Raw genomic sequence first — 16,878 nt, 5'->3', positions numbered from 1 at the left:
TCAGCGGCTGTCCGCCTTGGTATCGCTGAAGCGGCCGTAGCTTTGCAGACGCTCGTAGCGGCGGTCGAGCAGGTCCTTGGTCTTGAGGTCGGCCACCTGGCGGAAGGCATCACCCAAAGCGCGCTTGAGGAACGCGGCCATCTGCTTGTGGTCGCGGTGGGCACCGCCCACCGGCTCGCTCACGATCTTGTCCACCAGGCCCAGGGCCTTCAGGCGGTGGGCGGTGATGCCCAGGGCGTCGGCGGCTTCTTGCGCCTTGTCGCTGGTCTTCCAGAGGATGGAGGCGCAGCCCTCGGGGCTGATCACGGAATAGATGGCGTATTGCAGCATCACGACCTGGTCGGCCACGCTGATGGCCAGTGCGCCGCCCGAGCCGCCTTCGCCGATGATGGTGGTGATGATGGGCACTTCAAGCTGCGCCATCTCGAAGATGTTGCGGCCGATGGCCTCGGACTGGCCGCGCTCCTCGGCGTCGATGCCGGGGTAGGCGCCCGGTGTATCGACAAAGGTGAACACGGGCAGCTTGAACTTCTCGGCCGTCTTCATCAGGCGCAGGGCCTTGCGGTAGCCCTCGGGCTTGCTCATGCCAAAGTTGCGCATGGCGCGCTCCTTGGTGTCGCGCCCTTTCTGGTGGCCCAGCACCATGCAGGCGTGGCCGTTGAAACGCGCCAGGCCGCCCACGATGGACAGGTCGTCCGCGTAGTGGCGGTCGCCGTGCAGCTCCACGAAGTCGGTGAAGATGTCGCGCACGTAGTCGAGCGTGTAGGGGCGCTCGGCATGGCGGGCGATCTTGGTGATCTGCCAGGGCGACAGCTCGGCGTAGATGTCTTTGGTGAGCTGCTGGCTCTTCTTGCTGAGCTGGTCGATCTCTTCCGAGATATCGACGGCGCTCTCGGTCTGCACGTAGCGCAGTTCTTCAATTTTGGATTCGAGTTCCGCAATGGGCTGTTCAAAATCCAGAAAGGTCTTTTTCGCCAACGTTTTTCTCCTAGGGTCGCACCCCGCAGGGCTGCCACGAATGGCACGCACTGTAACCGACATGTAACGGGTTTTGTAAAACGCGTCGGGCAGCGCCGGTCGTTCAATACGCCACGGGCAGGGGGGCAATCGATCGCCAAATATACCAAGTCGCCACGCTGCACCAGGGCTTCCAGGCCTCGGCCACCTCGCGGGCGTCGCTGCGGCTCACGGGGTCGCCCGAGAAGTAATTTTGGCTGATTCCGTTGATCAGCCCCACATCGTCCAGGGGCAAAACATTGGGCCGCGTCAAATAGAAGATCAAAAACATCTCGGCCGTCCAGCGGCCAATGCCACGGATGGCCACCAGCTCGGCAATGATGGCCTCGTCGTCCATGGCCGCCCAGTCCTTGACGTGCAGCTTGCCGCCGTCAAAGTGCAGGGCCAGGTCCACCAGGTAGTCCACCTTGCGGGCCGACAAGCCTGCGCCGCGCATGTCGTCGACCTTGAGCTTGAGCACGCTGGCGGGCTTCATGCTGCGCGGCAACTGGGCAAAACGCTCCCACACCGTTTGCGCGGCTTTCACCGACACCTGCTGCCCCACGATGGAGCGCGCCAGCGTGGTGAAAGCGTCGCCACGCGTTTGCAGCGCCGCGTCGCCAAACTGCGGGATCAGGCGCTTCATCACCCGGTCCTTCTTCATCAGGTGTTTGCACGCCTCGGCCCAGTAAGCGGGCGTGGCGTGCTCCTGCGGAGGCTCCACGACCTCGCTTGCTATCTTTTTAGAAGCTGCCACCGCTTAACCCACCTGCCCTAGTGACATATTTCGCTTAAAACAAAGGCTCACTGCGCAGCTTCCCAGGTCGTGCCCGCTGCCGAATCCTTGAGCACGATGCCCTGGGCCAGCAGCGCCTGGCGAATGCGGTCGGCCTCGGCAAAGTTCTTGGCGGCCTTGGCGGCGGCGCGTGCGGCAATCTGCGCCGCGATGTCGGCTTCGTTCACGCCAGCACCTGCCTGCAGGAAGGCCTTGGGGTCGCCTTGCAGCAGCCCCAGGCAGCCGCCCAGCGCCTTGAGCAGCCCGGCCAGCTCGGCCGAGCGGGTCTTGTTGACCTCGCCTGCCAAGTCGAACAGCACCGCCACAGCCTCGGGCGTGCCAAAGTCCTCGTCCATCGCGGCCTTGAAGCGCGCTGCGTAGGGGTTGGCCCAATCGATGGCCGTCACGTCTGCCGGAGTCACCAGGCTCAACGCCGTGTACAGGCGCTTCAAAGCCTGGCGTGCGTCGTCCAGGTGTGCGTCGCTGTAGTTCAGCGCACTGCGGTAGTGGGCGCGCACGATGAAAAAGCGCACCGTCTCCGCGTCGTAGCTTTTGAGCACGTCGCGGATGGTGAAGAAGTTGCCCAGGCTCTTGGACATCTTCTCGTTGTCCACGCGCACAAAGCCGTTGTGCACCCAGAATTTGGCCAGGGGCTTGCCCGTGGCGCCTTCGCTCTGGGCGATTTCGTTCTCGTGGTGGGGGAACTGCAGGTCCGCCCCGCCGCCGTGGATGTCAAAGGTATCGCCCAGCGTGGCGCAACTCATGGCCGAGCACTCGATGTGCCAGCCGGGGCGGCCGGTGCCAAAAGGGCTGGCCCACTGGGCTTCGGGCGGCTCACCCTCCTTGGAGGACTTCCACAGCACGAAGTCGAGCGGGTCTTCCTTGCCACCCTCCACAGCCACGCGCTCGCCAGCGCGCAGCTCGTCAAGCGACTTGCCCGAGAGCTTGCCGTAGCCCGCAAACTTGCGAACGGAGTAGTTCACATCGCCACTGCTGGCACGATAGGCCAAGCCCTTGTCTTCGAGTCGGCCAATGAGCGAGAGCATCTGCGGCACGTATTCAGTGGCGCGGGGCTCGATGGACGGCGGCTCGATGTGCAGGCGCCCGATGTCCTCGTGCATGGCCGCGATCATCTCGTCGGTGAGCTGGCGAATGGTGATGCCCCGCTCCAGCGCGCGCTTGATGATCTTGTCGTCGATGTCGGTGATGTTGCGCACGTAAGTGACGCGGTAACCACTGTTTTTCAGCCAGCGCTGCATCACATCGAACGCCATCATCATGCGGGCGTGGCCGATGTGGCACAGGTCATAGATGGTCATGCCGCATACATACATGCGCACATGGCCGGGTTCGAGCGGGGAAAATTCCTCCAATGCACGCGACAGCGTGTTGTAGATGCGCAAACTCATGGGGTTTCAGTCACGGGGGATGGGGTGGTTGGGTGAAAAAATCACCCGGCAGCAAAGGGCGAGAGCCCTCGGCGGGGGTTGGCCCGGCAAGGGGCCTTCAGCGAAATCACCCGTGGCAACAGCGTACCGTCATGACAACCCCCTCAGCTACAATCCGCCGCAGTATAAGCCCCCGCCCCAGCGGGCCGCTGCTCAACCCCCCCGGAATCCCCATGAAGCCTGTCCTGCGCACCCTTCCACAACTCCTTCGCCTCGTGGCGCTGACCGCGCTGCTGGGCACGGGCGTGGCCCATGCCGACGACTACACGGAGATTACCCAGCTGATCAAGACGGGCAAGGCCGCCGAAGCGCTTGCCAAGGCCGACCAGCGCCTGGCAGCCACCCCGCGCGACCCGCAATTGCGTTTTCTGCGCGGCGTGGCGCAGGCTGACAGCGGCAAACAAAGCGACGCCATCGCCACCTTCACCAAGCTGACGGAAGAGTACCCCGAGCTGCCCGAGCCCTATAACAACCTGGCCGTGCTCTATGCCAACCAAAACCAGTTGGACAAGGCGCGCACGGCGCTGGAGATGGCGATCCGCACCAATCCCAGCTACGCCACCGCGCACGAAAACCTGGGCGACATCTACGCCAAGCTGGCCAGCCAGGCCTACAACAAGGCCCTGCAGCTTGATGCCGCCAATGCCGGCACGGTCAAACCCAAGCTGGCACTGATCCGGGAGCTGTTCTCCACCGACGCCGCCAGCAAGTCTGCCCGCCCGACCGCAGCGGCGCCAGCACCTGCGCCCGCCGTAGTAGTAACCCAGCGCCCAGCACCCGCACCAACCCCGGCCCCCGCAACAGCAACAACGCCGCCAGCAGCGGCAGCGCCAGCACCCGCCCCGGCCCCAGCGGCCACACCAGCGCCCGCCCCCGCTGCGGCCAACGAGGCATCCACCCAGGCCGTAACAACCGCCGTGCAGGCCTGGGCCGCCGCCTGGGCTGCCCAGGACATGAAGGCCTATCTGGCCGCCTACGACAAGACCTTCGACCCGCCTGGCCGCCAAGCCCGTGCCGCCTGGGAAAAAGAACGCGAAGCACGCATCGTGGGCAAATCCAAGATCAGCGTGAAGCTGTCCAACCTGACGGTGTCGGTCCAGGGCGACAAGGCCACGGCCCGCTTTCGGCAGGCCTACAGTGCCGACACGCTCAATGTGACCAGCCGCAAGACGCTGGAATTGGTCAACAACAACGGCCGCTGGGCCATCGTCCGCGAATCCACGGGCGGTTGATCGTGAGCCCCAACGCGGCGCCTGCGCCTCTCGCGCGGGCTTTTTTTTTGCTTTGACCCGAAACCCGATTCCGCGCATGTCCGTGCATTCGTCCGCACCAGGCCGCCTGGCGGTAACCGCCGCCCTGTGCCTGGCAGGCCTCTTGCTGGCCGCCCCCGCGATGTCCCAGGGCGACAAGGAGAAGAAGAAGCGACGCGCATCATCCTCGCCGCCGCCTGTCTCCACCGCCGTCCTACGCGACGGCCAGGCCGAGGCGCGCCTGATGGCCGTGTACAAGCTCGTGGCCGAAGGCCGGGGCCGCGAGGCCCTGGTGAAAGCCGAAAGCCTGGCGCGCGACTACCCCAACTTTCAGTTGGCGCAGCTTGCCGTGGGCGATCTGCTGATGTCGCGCACGGGGCCCATCCGCCAACTGGGCGACGTGCCCGCCGACTCCGACGCGGCCCGCAGCAGCCAGACGTCCGCCACCCTCACCGAGCTGCGCACCGAATCGCGCCAACGGGTGGACGCACAACGCATCCGCCCGCCCGACAACAGCGTTCCGGCCCAGTTCCTGGAGCTGTCGCCCCGCTCGCGCCACGCGATCGCGGTAGACGCCTCGCGCTCGCGCCTGTACCTGTTTGAAAACACCGCCAAGGGCCTCAAGCTGGTGGCCGACTACTACGCTTCGGTGGGCAAGCTCGGTATCGAAAAAGTGGTGGAAGGCGACCAGCGCACGCCGCTCGGCGTGTACTTCATCACCAGCCGCCTGGATCCCGCCACGCTCAAGGACTTCTACGGCGCGGGCGCCCTGCCCATCAACTACCCCAACCCGCTCGACCAGAGCCGGGGCAAAACCGGCAGCGGCATCTGGCTGCATGGCACGCCGCCCGACCAGTTCGCGCGTGCCCCTCTGGCCACCGATGGCTGCCTGGTGCTCTCCAACCCCGACCTAGAGCGCATCCTGCGCACAGTGGAGCCGCGCAGCACCCCCGTGGTCATTGCGCGCCAGTTGCAGTGGGTGCAGCCACAAAGCGTGTCGGCCGAACGAAAATCGTTCGAAGCCGTGCTCAACGCCTGGCGCACCGCCAAATCCGAGGGCGACATGAAGCGCCTGCTGGGCTTTTATGCTCCGGACTTTCAAACCTACCGCAACAAGCCCCTGGACGAGTGGAGCCAGGTGCTGCAGGCCGAGGCCCAAGCGCTGAAAGGCCGGGAACTCCAGCTCAAGGACAAGTCTTACCTGCGCTGGACCGATTCCGCCGACACCATGGTGGTAACGTTTGGCGAAGTCGCCAAAGGCGCCCGCACAGGCCCCACCAAGCGCCAGTACTGGACGCGGCGGGGCCAAAATTGGCAGATATTTTTCGAAGGAGTAATAGGATGATTTCCAGAAGAAACTCGACCCTGGCGCTTGCTGGTATTGCGCTTGCAGCTATTTTTTCAATAGCGCCTGCCCACGCACAGGACGCGCCCAAGGTCAAGCTCGCCACCTCGATGGGTGACATCGTGGTGCAGCTCGATGCTGCCAAGGCGCCCAAGACGGTCGAGAACTTCCTGGCCTATGTGAACAGCAAGCACTACGACGGCACCGTCTTTCACCGCGTGATCGACGGCTTCATGATCCAGGGCGGCGGCTTCACGGCCGACATGCAACAAAAGCCCACCAAGGCCCCCATCGCGCTCGAAGCCAAGAACGGCCTCAAGAACGACACCTACACCATTGCCATGGCCCGCACGAGCGACCCCAACTCGGCCACCTCGCAGTTCTTCATCAACGTGAAGGACAACGCCATGCTCAACGCCCCCAGCCCTGACGGCCACGGCTACACCGTGTTCGGCAAGGTGGTGGAAGGCACCGCCGTAGTGGACAAGATCAAGGCCGTGGCCACCGGCAACAAGGGCGGCCACCAGAACGTACCCTCCACCCCCGTCACCATCAACTCCGCCTCCGTGGTGAAGTGACCGGTTGATTCCCCTTTTTCAGAAAGAAACACTGCCATGAGCAACCCCAAAGTTGAACTGCACATCACCGGCCACGGTGTCATCACCCTCGAACTCGACGCCGCCAACGCGCCCAAGTCCACCGAGAACTTTCTGGCCTACGTGAACAAGGGCCACTACAACAACACCATCTTCCACCGCGTGATCCCCGGATTCATGGTGCAAGGCGGCGGCTTCGAGCCCGGCATGACCCAAAAGGGCACCGACGCTCCTATCGAAAACGAAGCCAAGAACGGCCTCAAGAACGCCAACTACACCGTGGCCATGGCCCGCACGAGCGACCCACACTCGGCCACTGCCCAGTTCTTCATCAACGTGGCCGACAACGGCTTTTTGAACCACACGGCTCCCTCGGCCCAGGGCTGGGGCTATGCCGTGTTCGGCAAGGTGGTGGACGGCGCCGACGTGGTGGACAAGATCAAGGCCGTGGCCACGGGCCGCAAGGGCTTCCACGACGACGTGCCCAAGGAAGACGTGGTGATCGAAAAAGCGGTCGCCCTCTGACCTGACGTCAGCCCCGTGACCCCGACCGTGCCCCGGTTCGAGGAGCTTGCCGCTCCTTCGCACTGGCGCACAGTCGAGTTCATTTCGGACCTGCACCTGCAGGCCAGCGAGCCCGCCACCGTGGCCGCATGGCGGCACTACCTGCAGACCACCGAGGCCGACGCCCTCGTCATCCTGGGCGACCTGTTCGAGGTCTGGGTGGGCGACGACGCCATCCTGGAGCCCGGCAGCTTCGAGGCCGAAGGCTGCGCTGCCCTGCAAGCAGCGGCGCAGCGCCTGCCCGTGTACTTCATGCACGGCAACCGCGACTTTCTGGCCGGATCGGCGTTTCTTGCCCACTGCGGCATCACCGGCCTGGCAGACCCCACCGTACTGGTGTTTGGCGGCCAGCGCGTCGTGCTCAGCCATGGCGATTTGCTGTGCCTGGACGATGTGGACTACCAGCGTTTTCGGGTGCAGGCGCGCAGCAGCGAGTGGCAGGATCGTTTTCTGGCCCAGCCCCTGGCCACGCGCCGTGCGCAAGCGCGCGGCATACGGCAAGAGAGCGAAGCGCGCAAACATTCAGGCGCCAGCTATGCCGACGTGGACCACCCCGCCGCCATTGCCTGGCTGCAAGCCGCTGGCGCCCACACGCTGATCCACGGCCACACCCACAAGCCCGCCAGCCACCTGCTGGCCCCTGGCTTGCAGCGCGTGGTGCTCAGCGACTGGGACGCTGCCGCATTACCACCCCGTGCGGAAATACTGCGTTTGTCCAGCGCGGGCTTGGAACGGGTCACACTGGCCCCCAAGTAGATGCGATCATGAACTGCGCAGGTGCACTCCCTGCGACCTGATCGCCATGCCCCCTTTTCTCAACCGGCTCTGGCGCCGCGTGCGCTCCACCGTGGCCCCTGTGCCCGACATCTCGGCCACGCTGTGGCTGCAAACCCTGCAGCGCTACCCGTTTTTGGCTGCGCTCTCACTGCACGACCAGTCCAAGCTGCGTGCGCTCAGCGCCCTTTTTCTGCACCACAAGGAATTCCACGGCGCCCACGGCCTGGTGGTGACCGACGCCATGGCCATCGACATCGCGGCCCAGGCCTGCCTGCCCCTGCTGCATTGGGGCGACCCCGCCAAGGCGCTCGCCTGGTACGACGACTTCGTCACCATCGTGCTGCACCCCGGCGAAGCCGTGGCGCGCCGCCAGACGGTGGACGAAGCCGGCGTGGTGCACGAACACACCCAGGTGCTGCTGGGCGAGGCGATGGAGCGCGGCCCCATCATGCTCAGTTGGCAACATGTGGCCAACGCCACCGAGAACACGGCGCGCGGCCACAACGTGGTGGTGCATGAGTTTGTGCACAAGCTCGACATGAAAAGCGGCCAGCCCAACGGCTGCCCGCCCCTGCCCGCAGGCTTCATGGGCGCACGCACCGGCCGCGCCGCCTACGAAGCCTGGTGGAACGCCTGGGAGCCCGCCTACCAGGATTTTCGCGAGCGCGTGATCCTGGCCGAGCGTTTTGGCGCCGAACGCCCCTGGCTGGACGCCTACGGCGCCACGTCACAATCCGAGTTCTTCGCCGTGGCCTGCGAGGCGTATTTCGTGAACCGCGAGCGGTTCGCGCAGGAGTTTGCCGTGCTGATGCCGGTGCTGGATGCGTTTTTCCGGCGTGGGCCGGGCAGCCCATGAGCAGCCCCGGCGTCGCCTTGCTCAGAATGCTATGTTTTTAATAGCTATTAGCACTTGATGAATAAGCGCTAGAGCCATAAAACACTACAAACCCAAGGCAGCGCGCGCAGCCCGCGCCACCGCCTGGGCATCCACCCCAAAGAACCCGCGCAGCGCGGCCCGCGTATCGCTGCGGCCAAAACCATCCGTGCCCAGGGTGAGGTAGCGGCGCCCCTCGGGCATGAAGGCGCGCACCGTCTCGGGCACAGCGCGCACGTAGTCGGTGGCGGCGATCACGGGGCCTGCCGTGGCGACCAGTTGTTGGGCCAGCCATGGGGTGCCGGGCTCTGCGTCGCCCGCCAGCCAGCGCTGCTCGCAGGCCACGCCGTCGCGGGCCAACTCGCTCCAGCTGGTGACGCTGAGCACGGTCACATCCACGCCTTCGCTCGCAAGCAGCTCGGCAGCCTTGACCACCTCGGTCAGGATGGCGCCGGAGCCTAGCAGGGTGACGGATTTTGATGAAACAGCGGCCTCGCGCTTGTCCATCAAGCGCGGATAGCTCCTGAAAACATAGCAACCACGCAGCACACCCTCGGCGGCGCCTTCGGGCAGGTCGGGCTGGGCGTAGTTTTCGTTCATCAGCGTGACGTAGTAGAAAACGTCACGCTGCTCGACCAGCATCTCGCGCATGCCCGCGTCGATGATGACGGCCAGCTCGCCCGCGTAGGCGGGGTCGTAGGCCTTGCAGTTGGGGATGGTGGCGGCCACGAGGTGGCTGCTGCCGTCTTGGTGCTGCAGGCCCTCGCCGCCCAGCGTGGTGCGGCCCGAGGTGGCGCCCAGCAGAAAGCCGCGTGCGCGCTGGTCGGCGGCAGCCCAGATGGCGTCGCCCACGCGCTGGAAGCCGAACATCGAGTAGTAGATGTAAAACGGCAGCATGGCCAGGCCGTGCACGCTGTAGCTGGTGGCGGCCGCCGTCCAGCTTGCAATCGCACCCGCCTCGCTGATGCCTTCTTCGAGGATCTGGCCGTCGAGCGCCTCGCGGTAGGAGAGCACCGAGCCGATGTCCTCGGGCGCGTAGCGCTGACCCACGCTGCTGTAGATACCGACCTGCTTGAACAGGTTGGCCATGCCGAAGGTGCGCGCCTCGTCGGCCACGATGGGCACGATGCGCGGGCCCAGTTGCGCGTCTTTCAGCAAGGTGCCCAGCATGCGCACAAAGGCCATGGTGGTGCTCATCTCCTTGCCGTCTGCCGCCAGGGCGAACTGCGCGTACTGGGCGATGGCGGGCACGGGCACCACGTCGCAGGCGGTTTCGCGGCGCGGCAGCGCACCGCCCAGGGCGGCGCGGCGGTCGCGCAGGTACTGCATTTCGGGGCTGTCGTCGGCGGGTTTGTAGAAGGCCAGGTTCTTGGCCTGCTCATCAGACAGCGGCAGGTTGAAGCGGTTGCGGTATTCGATGAGGTCGGTCTCGTCGAGCTTCTTCTGGCTGTGCGTGGTCATCTTGCCCTGCCCGGCCTGGCCCATGCCGTAGCCCTTTTTGGTGTGGGCCAGGATGACGGTGGGCTGGCCCTGGTGGGCGCTGGCTGCGGCGTAGGCGGCGTGGATCTTCACCAGGTCGTGGCCGCCGCGCTTCAAGCGGTCGATCTGCTCGTCGGTCATGCCCTGGGCCAGCGCGGCCAGCTCAGGGTTCTGGCCAAAGAAGTTGTCGCGGTTGAAGCGGCCGTCCTTGGCGGCGAAGGTTTGCATTTGCCCATCGACCGTGCCTTCGAGCGTGCGCACCAGCGCGCCAGTCAGGTCGCGGGCGAACAGGCCGTCCCAGTCGCTGCCCCACACGAGCTTGACCACGTTCCAGCCCGCGCCCGCAAACAGGCGCTCCAGCTCGTCGATGATGCGGCCGTTGCCGCGCACCGGGCCGTCAAGCCGCTGCAGGTTGCAGTTGACCACCCAGACGAGGTTGTCGAGCCCCTCGCGCGCGGCCAGGGTCAGCGCGCTCATGCTTTCGGGCTCGTCCATCTCGCCGTCGCCAAACACGCCCCACACCTTGCGCTGGCCGCAGTCGAGCAGGTTGCGGTGCGTGAGGTAGCGCATGAAACGCGCGTGGTAGATGCTGCTGATGGGCCCGATGCCCATGGAGCCGGTGGGGAACTGCCAAAAGTCGGGCATGAGCCACGGGTGCGGGTAGCTGGAGAGCCCCTGCGCGCCCACGCCAGGCGCCGTGATTTCCTGCCGGTAGTGCTGCAGGTCGTTCTCGCTCAAACGCCCTTCGAGGAAGGCGCGTGCATACACGCCCGGTGCGCTGTGCGGCTGGAAAAACACCAGGTCGCCCCGGTGCTGCCCCTGCGCCGTGCCCTCGCGGGCTCGGAAGAAGTGGTTAAAGCCGGTCTCGAACAAATCCGCCGCGCTGGTGTAGCTGGCGATGTGGCCGCCCAGCTCGCCATAGGCTTGGTTGGCGCGCACCACCATGGCCAGCGCGTTCCAGCGCATCAGCGAGGCCAGCCGCTCTTCGATGGCCAGATCGCCCGGGAAGGCAGGCTGCGCCTGTGCCGCCACGGTGTTCACATAGGGCGTGTTGAGCTGCGGCTGCCAGCCCACGCGCTGGGCGCGGGCCAGGCGCACCAGTTCTTCCAGCACGAAGCGCGCGCGCTCGGGGCCTTCGGTGGCAACCAGGGCCAGGAAGGCCTCGCGCCATTCGGCGGTTTCTTGCGGATCGATGTCAGCCAGGGTGGCGAGCAGATGGGTGGGCAGTGGGGCGTTCATGGGAGCACACTGTAGAAGGGTTGAGCAAAAATGTGATGCCGTAACACGAAGATTCACCGTCTTTAAAAGCACAATATGCCGCATCAACAAAATATTGCAGCATATGAAGCTTGACGCCACCGATCTGCGCATTCTGGCCGAGTTGCAGGCCGACGGCGCGCTCTCCAACGTGGAGCTGGCGCGGCGCGTGCACCTGTCGCCCTCGCCCTGCCTGGCGCGTGTGAAGGCGCTGGAGGCCGGGGGTGTAATCGCCCGCTACGTGGCCCTGGCCAACGCGACCGCGCTGGGCCTGGGGCTCAATGTGTTCATCAGCATCAGCCTGAAAACGCAGAGCAAAGAGGCGCTGGCCGACTTCGAGCTGCGCATTGCCGAGCAGGACGAGGTGATGGAGTGCTACCTGATGAGCGGCGACTCCGACTACCTCATCCGCGTGGCGCTGGCCGACATCGCGGCGCTGGAGCGCTTCATCCTGGAGCGGCTTACACCGCTGCCGGGCATCGAGAAGATCCGCTCCAGCTTCGCGCTCAAGCAGGTACGCTACAAAACGGCTTTGCCGCTGCCGCCGCAGGCACCGGCTCGGCCTTGAAGCCCAGCGCCTGCGCCAGGTCGAGCGCCTGGCCGATGTCGGCCAGCAGGTCGTCCAGATCTTCCAGCCCCACCGACAGGCGCACCAGCCCTTCGGCAATGCCGTGCGCGGCGCGCTGCTCGGGCGTGTAGGTGGAATGTGTCATGCTGGCCGGGTGCTGGGCCAGGGTTTCGGCGTCGCCCAGGCTCACGGCGCGGGTAACGAGTTGCAGCGCATCCATGAAGCGCACGCCCGCCTGCAGGCCGCCGCGCAGTTCAAAAGCGATCATGCCGCCCATCTGGCGCATCTGCTGCTTGGCCAGTGCATGTTGCGCAAAACCGGGCAGGCCGGGGTAGTGCACGGCAGCCGCTGCCGGGTGGGCAGCGATGAACTCCGCCACCTTCTGCGCGCTCTGGCAGTGGCGGTCCATGCGCAGCGTCAGGGTCTTGAGGCCGCGCATCACCAGGTGTGCGTCCTGGGCCGACATCACCGCGCCGGTCATGTCTTTCAAACCGTACAGCCGCACGCGCTGGGCCAGTTCGGCGTCGGCAAACACAGCGGCGCCCGCCGTCAGGTCGCCATGGCCGCCGAGGTATTTGGTCATGGAGTGCACGCTCACATCGGCACCCAGCAGCAGGGGCTGCTGCAGGTAGGGCGTGCAGTAGGTGTTGTCCACCACCGCCCTTGCGCCGTGGGCGTGCGCCAGGGCCGACACGGCCGCGATATCCACCAGGCGCATGTTGGGGTTGGCCGGGGTTTCGAGGTACACCACGCGGGTCTGGGGGCTCAGCGCCTCGGCCACGTTGGCAAGATTGGTCATGTCCACGTGCCGCACCTTCACGCCAAAGCGGGTCAGGCCATGGTTCAGAAACGAAAACGTGCAGCCATAGAGCGTGAGGTCGGCCAGCACCTCATCGCCCGGCTCCAGCATGGACCACAGCGTGGCCGTGATCGCCCCCATGCCCGAGCCGAACACCACGGCGCCCGCGCCCTCTTCCAGCGCGGCCAGCCGCCCTTCGAGCAGCGCCAGCGTGGGGTTGGCGATGCGGGTGTAGAAGTAGCCGGGCTCCTCGCCCGCGAAACAGCGCGCGCCGTAGGCCACATCGGGGAAGGCATAGGTGGCCGAGGTGTGGATGGGCGGCACCAGCGCGCCCTGGTGGTCGGCCGGGTTGTAGCCGTGGTGGATGGCGCGGGTGCTGAAGCCGTTGGCGGTTTTGCGGGTCATGTCTTCTTGTCTCCTGTGGTGCCAGCCAAGGGGGCTGGATGGAGAGATTCTTGAACCCATGGCGGGGCAATATTTCGCCATATTTACCCAATAATCGCATTCAAAGGGCAAAATTTGCCCCAAACCCTCCACCAACATCATGGACACCTACCCGCTCGACCCCGTGGACCGCACCCTGCTCAACGCCCTGCAGCGCGATGGCCGCGCCACCGTGGGCGATCTGGCCGAGGCGGTGTCGCTGTCCACCTCACCCTGCTGGCGGCGCGTGCGGGCGCTGGAAGAAGCGGGCGTCATCGCGGGCTACCACGCCCATCTGCACCGCCAGCGCGTGGGCTGGGGCGTGCTGGGTTTTGTGCAACTGGCGCTGCACGACCACACCGCCGACACCACCTCGGCCCTGGAGCGCGAGGTGATGGCCATGCCGCAGGTGTTGTCGTGCCACAACCTCTCGGGCCGGTACGACTATCAGCTGGAGGTGGTGGCGGCCGACCTGGAATCGTTTGCCGACTACGTGCGCACCCATGTGCGCAGCCTGCCGGGCGTGCGCGAGATCTCGACGAGCTTCTCGCTCAAGGAGGTCAAGCGCACCATGGCGCTGCCGGTGTAAGCCCCGGCGCGCCCTGCATCACTGCTTGGGCGGCAGCTCGCTGGTGGCGATGCGGCGGCGCAGTTCGCGGACCAAGGCCTTGGCGCGGGCCTCGTTGGCGGGGCCCATGCGCAGCAGGATCTTTTGCCCGCTGGGCAGTGCTTCGAGCGCCGGGTCGGCAAACTCATAACGCACCCAGGGGCGCAGGTTGGCCACCTCGGTGTTCACGGGCGTGAGCTTCACCATCAGCGGGCCGGTGGGCTCGGGGGTGCGTAGCAGGTCGTCCAGCACCGCCACCAGTCGGTCGTTGAAGTAGCGCTTGGGGTAGCCCAGTTCTTCATACGCTTGCTGGAACAGCGGGTACAGCCGCGCATACAAGGCCACGGCAGGCTCCAGCGGCACGGCCTCGGCAAAAGCCAGAAAGGCGTTGTAGCGGGCCGCGTTGGCGGCGGCGATGGGTGTGGGCCCGTTGCCCCCGCCATCCACCACGAACCGCTGGGGCATGGGGTGCACCGGCCACATGCGCGACGGGGCCTGGGCGCGGCCCAGGTTGTCCACCGTGGCCACCACGCGGCGGATGAAACCATCAGTCAGCAAAAACGACAGCATCTTCTCGCGCCCGACCAGTTCTGCCAGCAGCTCGGCCACCCGCGCATCAGACTGCGCCAGCGCAGGCAAGGCCGCTTCGGGCGGGGCGAGTGCGTCCACAGGGTTCTGCGGGCCAGATGCTTCGGGCAGGGGCGGTGGCGCCACGGGCGCCTCAGGCGCTGCAGCCACGGGCGGCGCCACGGCGGGGGGCGCCGCCGCGCGCAGCCAGAACCACCAGGCGACACCGGCCGCCACGGCGCAGGCCAGCAAGATGGTGATGATCCAGGGGAACGCCCTGCTGCGCTCTGGCGCGGGGCGGAACTCGGCGGTGTCTTGATCGGGCATCAGGTCTCCTTAAAGCGCGGAACAACCCTTGTCCGACAGGCCAGAGCGCCAAGCGTTCCCCCGTTGCGCCACAAAGGCCGGCGTGCACTCAGCGCAAGCGGATGGCGGCAAAGCCTATTCCGTCTTCTTCCACTTGATCTGAAACTCGATCTCTTGGGCGCCGTCCCCGCGTTCATGCTCGATGTTGTAGGTCGCCCGAACGGGCACATAGATCCTCTCACCGGCAATCTGTATCTCGAATTGCTCGCCCGCCTCCAGGCAGTCAGCGAGGCGGCGAAGCTTCGATACGAACTCACTGATGGGGTACGTCTTTTCTATGTCGCGGCTGTCTGGCATGGGCGTCCTTTCGTCCTTATAAGGTCTTGAACCTAGAAACCGCAGTTGGCCGCTTGTTGATCTTCGTAAGTTCCTCTGGGCACAGCACTTTTTGGCTTCGAGCACGTTCACCTGTTTGGTTACACCGCTATGCGCCCGCCAGCACCACGCTCAGCGCACCATGCGGCGTTGCTCGTCCTTGCGGGCATGAGCCCACTGCGTCCTCGCGCCTTGCCTGGCACGCCGATCGTGGCACTGGCGAGCGCATCCAACTGCGGTTTCTAGGTTAAAAGTCTAACGGGAGCGCCGTCAAAACGCCGTGGGCGTGGCCGACAGCGCCTCCAGCCAGGCCACCGTGGCCGCCAGCTCCGCCGGCCGGATCTCGTGCGCGCCGGGGAACTCGTGGTACGCCACCGTCACCGGCAGGGGCGCCATGTGGCGCGCAATGGCCTGCGCGCTGGCCAGCGGGATCACGTTGTCCTGTGTGCCGTGGCTGAGCCACAGTTGTTTGCCGCGCAGCGCATCGGCAGGCGCCGTGAGCGGCACCACCTGCGGCAACAGGCGGCTGTGCCACACCAGGCCCGCCTGCAGCAGCGCGGGCCGGGTCAGCAGCAGCGACAGCGCCATGATGCCGCCCTGGCTGAAGCCGCCCACCACCACGCGCTCGGGCGGAATGCCCAGTTGCTCGGCGGCAGACTCAACGGCCTGTGCCACCAGGGCGCGGCTTTGGGCCTCTTGCGGCTCGTTGATGGTGCGCTCGCCATTGGGCTCGATAGAAAAGTCAAACCAGGCATGCGCGCCCGGCCCCATGCGATACGGCGCGCGCAGGCTGAGCACATGAAAACGCCCAGGGATCTGCGGCGCCAGGCTGAACAGGTCCTGCTCGTTGCTGCCCACGCCGTGCATCAGCACCAGCAGCCAGGGGCGGGGAGTGTTTGCGGCCGCAGGTCGCTGCAAAAAAGTGAGCGGTAGATGAAGCATATATAAGCGCCAGAGGCAGTTTTTATTGATAAAAAGGCTCAATGCACGGGATGCAGCGCAAATGCATCCATCGACAGCATGCTGTACATCACCTCGCGGCTCAAGTAGTCGGCATGCAGGTCGTCGCCCGCCGCGCCCAGCGCAAAGAAGATGGGCAGAAAGTGGTCTTCGGTGGGGTGCGCGCGGAGGGCGTGCGGGGCCTGGCTGCGGTAGTTGAGCAGCGCCTTCATGTCGCCGCGCGCCAGCGCATCCTCGATCCAGCGGCTGAACTCCAGCACATAGGGCGCGGGTGCGCGCTCGCCACCAAAAAACTCGGCCAGGTTGTGCGTCATGCTGCCCGAGCCCAACACCAGCACGCCCTGGCTGCGCAGGCCGCGCAAGGCGGCGCCCAACGCATACACCTCGGCCGGACCCGCACCCACAGGCAAGGCCACTTGCACCACGGGCACATCGGCCTCAGGGAACAAATGCATCAGCGGCACCCAGGCGCCATGGTCAAAGGGGCGCGCGGCATCGCCCTGGGCGGCCACGCCCGCCGCCTGCAGCAGGCCCAGCACCTCTTGCGCCAGCGCGGGCGAGCCGGGGGCGGGGTACTGCAATTGGTACAGCGCAGGCGGAAACCCGCCAAAGTCGTGCCAGGTGGCAGGCTGCGGCCCGGTCATCACCTGCGCCGAGCGCGCCATCCAGTGCGGCGACATGACGACCACGCCGCGCAGACCGGGGTATTGCGCCCGAAGGCTGGTGCCCCACTGCGTGAGCGCTGGGCCGGTGGTGCCCGCATCCAGCGCAAACAGCGGCGCGCCGTGCGATACGAACAGCGCGGGCACCAGGGCTTCTGGCACAACAGGCGCCGTGGTGACGGGGGCAGAGGTGGAAACAGTGGCAGACATGGCGACTCCTTCGGTGAATGCCTTGACTGTAGAACTGTCG

At 65.9% G+C, this 16,878-nt stretch carries 17 protein-coding genes; 8 read left to right on the top strand and 9 right to left on the bottom strand.

Going from position 1 to position 16,878, the window contains the following annotated elements:
• From Q0105_RS06785 to cysS, 3 genes are all read right to left on the bottom strand, one after another.
• Positions 1-978 carry an acetyl-CoA carboxylase carboxyltransferase subunit alpha gene (locus Q0105_RS06785; RefSeq protein ID WP_298210055.1) on the bottom strand — a complete coding sequence of 326 codons (978 nt, stop codon included), beginning with the start codon at positions 976-978 and terminating at the stop codon, positions 1-3.
• A gap of 103 nt (positions 979-1,081) precedes the next feature.
• Positions 1,082-1,660 (bottom strand): DNA-3-methyladenine glycosylase 2 family protein, encoded by a 579-nt coding sequence (locus Q0105_RS06780; RefSeq protein ID WP_298210098.1) that lies wholly within the window; start codon positions 1,658-1,660, stop codon positions 1,082-1,084.
• Positions 1,661-1,800: 140 nt separating this feature from the next.
• Positions 1,801-3,180: a cysteine--tRNA ligase gene (gene cysS, locus Q0105_RS06775; protein ID WP_298210053.1), complete on the bottom strand. Its 1,380-nt coding sequence runs from the start codon at positions 3,178-3,180 to the stop codon at positions 1,801-1,803.
• 212 nt (positions 3,181-3,392) lie between these two features.
• Here cysS and Q0105_RS06770 point away from each other — a divergent pair, with 212 nt between their 5' ends.
• The 6 genes from Q0105_RS06770 (at position 3,393) to Q0105_RS06745 (ending at position 8,607) form a co-directional block, all read left to right on the top strand.
• Positions 3,393-4,451 (top strand): tetratricopeptide repeat protein, encoded by a 1,059-nt coding sequence (locus Q0105_RS06770; RefSeq protein WP_298210051.1) that lies wholly within the window; start codon positions 3,393-3,395, stop codon positions 4,449-4,451.
• A gap of 76 nt (positions 4,452-4,527) precedes the next feature.
• Positions 4,528-5,814, top strand: a complete 1,287-nt coding sequence (locus Q0105_RS06765) for a L,D-transpeptidase family protein (RefSeq protein WP_298210049.1) — start codon at positions 4,528-4,530, stop codon at positions 5,812-5,814.
• Positions 5,811-6,392 carry a peptidylprolyl isomerase gene (locus Q0105_RS06760; RefSeq protein WP_298210047.1) on the top strand — a complete coding sequence of 194 codons (582 nt, stop codon included), beginning with the start codon at positions 5,811-5,813 and terminating at the stop codon, positions 6,390-6,392. Before Q0105_RS06765 ends, Q0105_RS06760 begins: the two co-directional genes overlap by 4 nt.
• 36 nt (positions 6,393-6,428) lie before the next feature.
• Entirely contained in the window at positions 6,429-6,935 is a 507-nt protein-coding gene (locus Q0105_RS06755; protein ID WP_298210045.1) for a peptidylprolyl isomerase, read from the top strand.
• 15 nt (positions 6,936-6,950) lie between these two features.
• The gene (locus Q0105_RS06750; protein WP_298210043.1) at positions 6,951-7,730 is read left to right on the top strand and encodes a UDP-2,3-diacylglucosamine diphosphatase; all 780 of its coding nucleotides are present in this window, start codon (positions 6,951-6,953) and stop codon (positions 7,728-7,730) included.
• A 46-nt stretch (positions 7,731-7,776) separates the two neighbouring features.
• Entirely contained in the window at positions 7,777-8,607 is an 831-nt protein-coding gene (locus tag Q0105_RS06745) for a M90 family metallopeptidase (protein WP_298210041.1), read from the top strand.
• A gap of 84 nt (positions 8,608-8,691) precedes the next feature.
• Here the strand turns inward: Q0105_RS06745 and mdeB are convergent, their stop codons facing one another.
• Positions 8,692-11,343: an alpha-ketoglutarate dehydrogenase gene (mdeB, locus tag Q0105_RS06740; RefSeq protein WP_298210039.1), complete on the bottom strand. Its 2,652-nt coding sequence runs from the start codon at positions 11,341-11,343 to the stop codon at positions 8,692-8,694.
• Between the two features lie 103 nt (positions 11,344-11,446).
• Between mdeB and Q0105_RS06735 the strand changes: the two genes are divergently transcribed.
• Positions 11,447-11,929, top strand: a complete 483-nt coding sequence (locus Q0105_RS06735) for an Lrp/AsnC family transcriptional regulator (RefSeq protein ID WP_298210037.1) — start codon at positions 11,447-11,449, stop codon at positions 11,927-11,929.
• On the opposite strand, the gene Q0105_RS06730 is transcribed toward Q0105_RS06735, so the two are convergent.
• Positions 11,868-13,133 (bottom strand): methionine gamma-lyase, encoded by a 1,266-nt coding sequence (locus tag Q0105_RS06730; protein ID WP_298210035.1) that lies wholly within the window; start codon positions 13,131-13,133, stop codon positions 11,868-11,870. The genes Q0105_RS06735 and Q0105_RS06730 overlap by 62 nt on opposite strands.
• A gap of 139 nt (positions 13,134-13,272) precedes the next feature.
• Here Q0105_RS06730 and Q0105_RS06725 point away from each other — a divergent pair, with 139 nt between their 5' ends.
• The gene (locus Q0105_RS06725) at positions 13,273-13,740 is read left to right on the top strand and encodes an Lrp/AsnC family transcriptional regulator (protein WP_298210033.1); all 468 of its coding nucleotides are present in this window, start codon (positions 13,273-13,275) and stop codon (positions 13,738-13,740) included.
• 18 nt (positions 13,741-13,758) lie between these two features.
• On the opposite strand, the gene Q0105_RS06720 is transcribed toward Q0105_RS06725, so the two are convergent.
• From Q0105_RS06720 to Q0105_RS06705, 4 genes are all read right to left on the bottom strand, one after another.
• Positions 13,759-14,652 (bottom strand): DUF3014 domain-containing protein, encoded by an 894-nt coding sequence (locus Q0105_RS06720; RefSeq protein WP_298210031.1) that lies wholly within the window; start codon positions 14,650-14,652, stop codon positions 13,759-13,761.
• Between the two features lie 114 nt (positions 14,653-14,766).
• Positions 14,767-14,988, bottom strand: coding sequence for an amphi-Trp domain-containing protein (locus Q0105_RS06715; RefSeq protein WP_298210029.1), 222 nt, complete (start codon positions 14,986-14,988; stop codon positions 14,767-14,769).
• Between the two features lie 288 nt (positions 14,989-15,276).
• On the bottom strand, positions 15,277-15,948 hold the full coding sequence (locus tag Q0105_RS06710) for a dienelactone hydrolase family protein (RefSeq protein WP_298210027.1): 672 nt from the start codon (positions 15,946-15,948) through the stop codon (positions 15,277-15,279).
• Positions 15,949-15,986: 38 nt separating this feature from the next.
• Positions 15,987-16,838 carry a class III extradiol ring-cleavage dioxygenase gene (locus Q0105_RS06705; protein ID WP_298210025.1) on the bottom strand — a complete coding sequence of 284 codons (852 nt, stop codon included), beginning with the start codon at positions 16,836-16,838 and terminating at the stop codon, positions 15,987-15,989.
• Positions 16,839-16,878 lie beyond the last annotated feature (40 nt).

This window comes from Acidovorax sp. (assembly GCF_027492855.1).
Classification (GTDB): Bacteria; Pseudomonadota; Gammaproteobacteria; order Burkholderiales; family Burkholderiaceae_C; genus Acidovorax.
Note: the sequence above shows the minus strand (reverse complement) of the source record. Positions and strands in the feature narration are given on the sequence as shown.

Excerpts from the sequence above, each read along its gene's own strand:
- Q0105_RS06780 (WP_298210098.1), bottom strand. The coding sequence starts at position 1,660 with ATGAAGAAGGACCGGGTGATGAAGCGCCTGATCCCGCAGTTTGGCGAC.
- cysS (WP_298210053.1), bottom strand. The coding sequence starts at position 3,180 with ATGAGTTTGCGCATCTACAACACGCTGTCGCGTGCATTGGAGGAATTT.
- Q0105_RS06770 (WP_298210051.1), top strand. The coding sequence starts at position 3,393 with ATGAAGCCTGTCCTGCGCACCCTTCCACAACTCCTTCGCCTCGTGGCG.
- Q0105_RS06765 (WP_298210049.1), top strand. The coding sequence starts at position 4,528 with ATGTCCGTGCATTCGTCCGCACCAGGCCGCCTGGCGGTAACCGCCGCC.
- Q0105_RS06760 (WP_298210047.1), top strand. The coding sequence starts at position 5,811 with ATGATTTCCAGAAGAAACTCGACCCTGGCGCTTGCTGGTATTGCGCTT.
- Q0105_RS06755 (WP_298210045.1), top strand. The coding sequence starts at position 6,429 with ATGAGCAACCCCAAAGTTGAACTGCACATCACCGGCCACGGTGTCATC.
- Q0105_RS06745 (WP_298210041.1), top strand. The coding sequence starts at position 7,777 with ATGCCCCCTTTTCTCAACCGGCTCTGGCGCCGCGTGCGCTCCACCGTG.
- mdeB (WP_298210039.1), bottom strand. The coding sequence starts at position 11,343 with ATGAACGCCCCACTGCCCACCCATCTGCTCGCCACCCTGGCTGACATC.
- Q0105_RS06735 (WP_298210037.1), top strand. The coding sequence starts at position 11,447 with ATGAAGCTTGACGCCACCGATCTGCGCATTCTGGCCGAGTTGCAGGCC.
- Q0105_RS06730 (WP_298210035.1), bottom strand. The coding sequence starts at position 13,133 with ATGACCCGCAAAACCGCCAACGGCTTCAGCACCCGCGCCATCCACCAC.
- Q0105_RS06725 (WP_298210033.1), top strand. The coding sequence starts at position 13,273 with ATGGACACCTACCCGCTCGACCCCGTGGACCGCACCCTGCTCAACGCC.
- Q0105_RS06720 (WP_298210031.1), bottom strand. The coding sequence starts at position 14,652 with ATGCCCGATCAAGACACCGCCGAGTTCCGCCCCGCGCCAGAGCGCAGC.
- Q0105_RS06715 (WP_298210029.1), bottom strand. The coding sequence starts at position 14,988 with ATGCCAGACAGCCGCGACATAGAAAAGACGTACCCCATCAGTGAGTTC.
- Q0105_RS06710 (WP_298210027.1), bottom strand. The coding sequence starts at position 15,948 with ATGCTTCATCTACCGCTCACTTTTTTGCAGCGACCTGCGGCCGCAAAC.
- Q0105_RS06705 (WP_298210025.1), bottom strand. The coding sequence starts at position 16,838 with ATGTCTGCCACTGTTTCCACCTCTGCCCCCGTCACCACGGCGCCTGTT.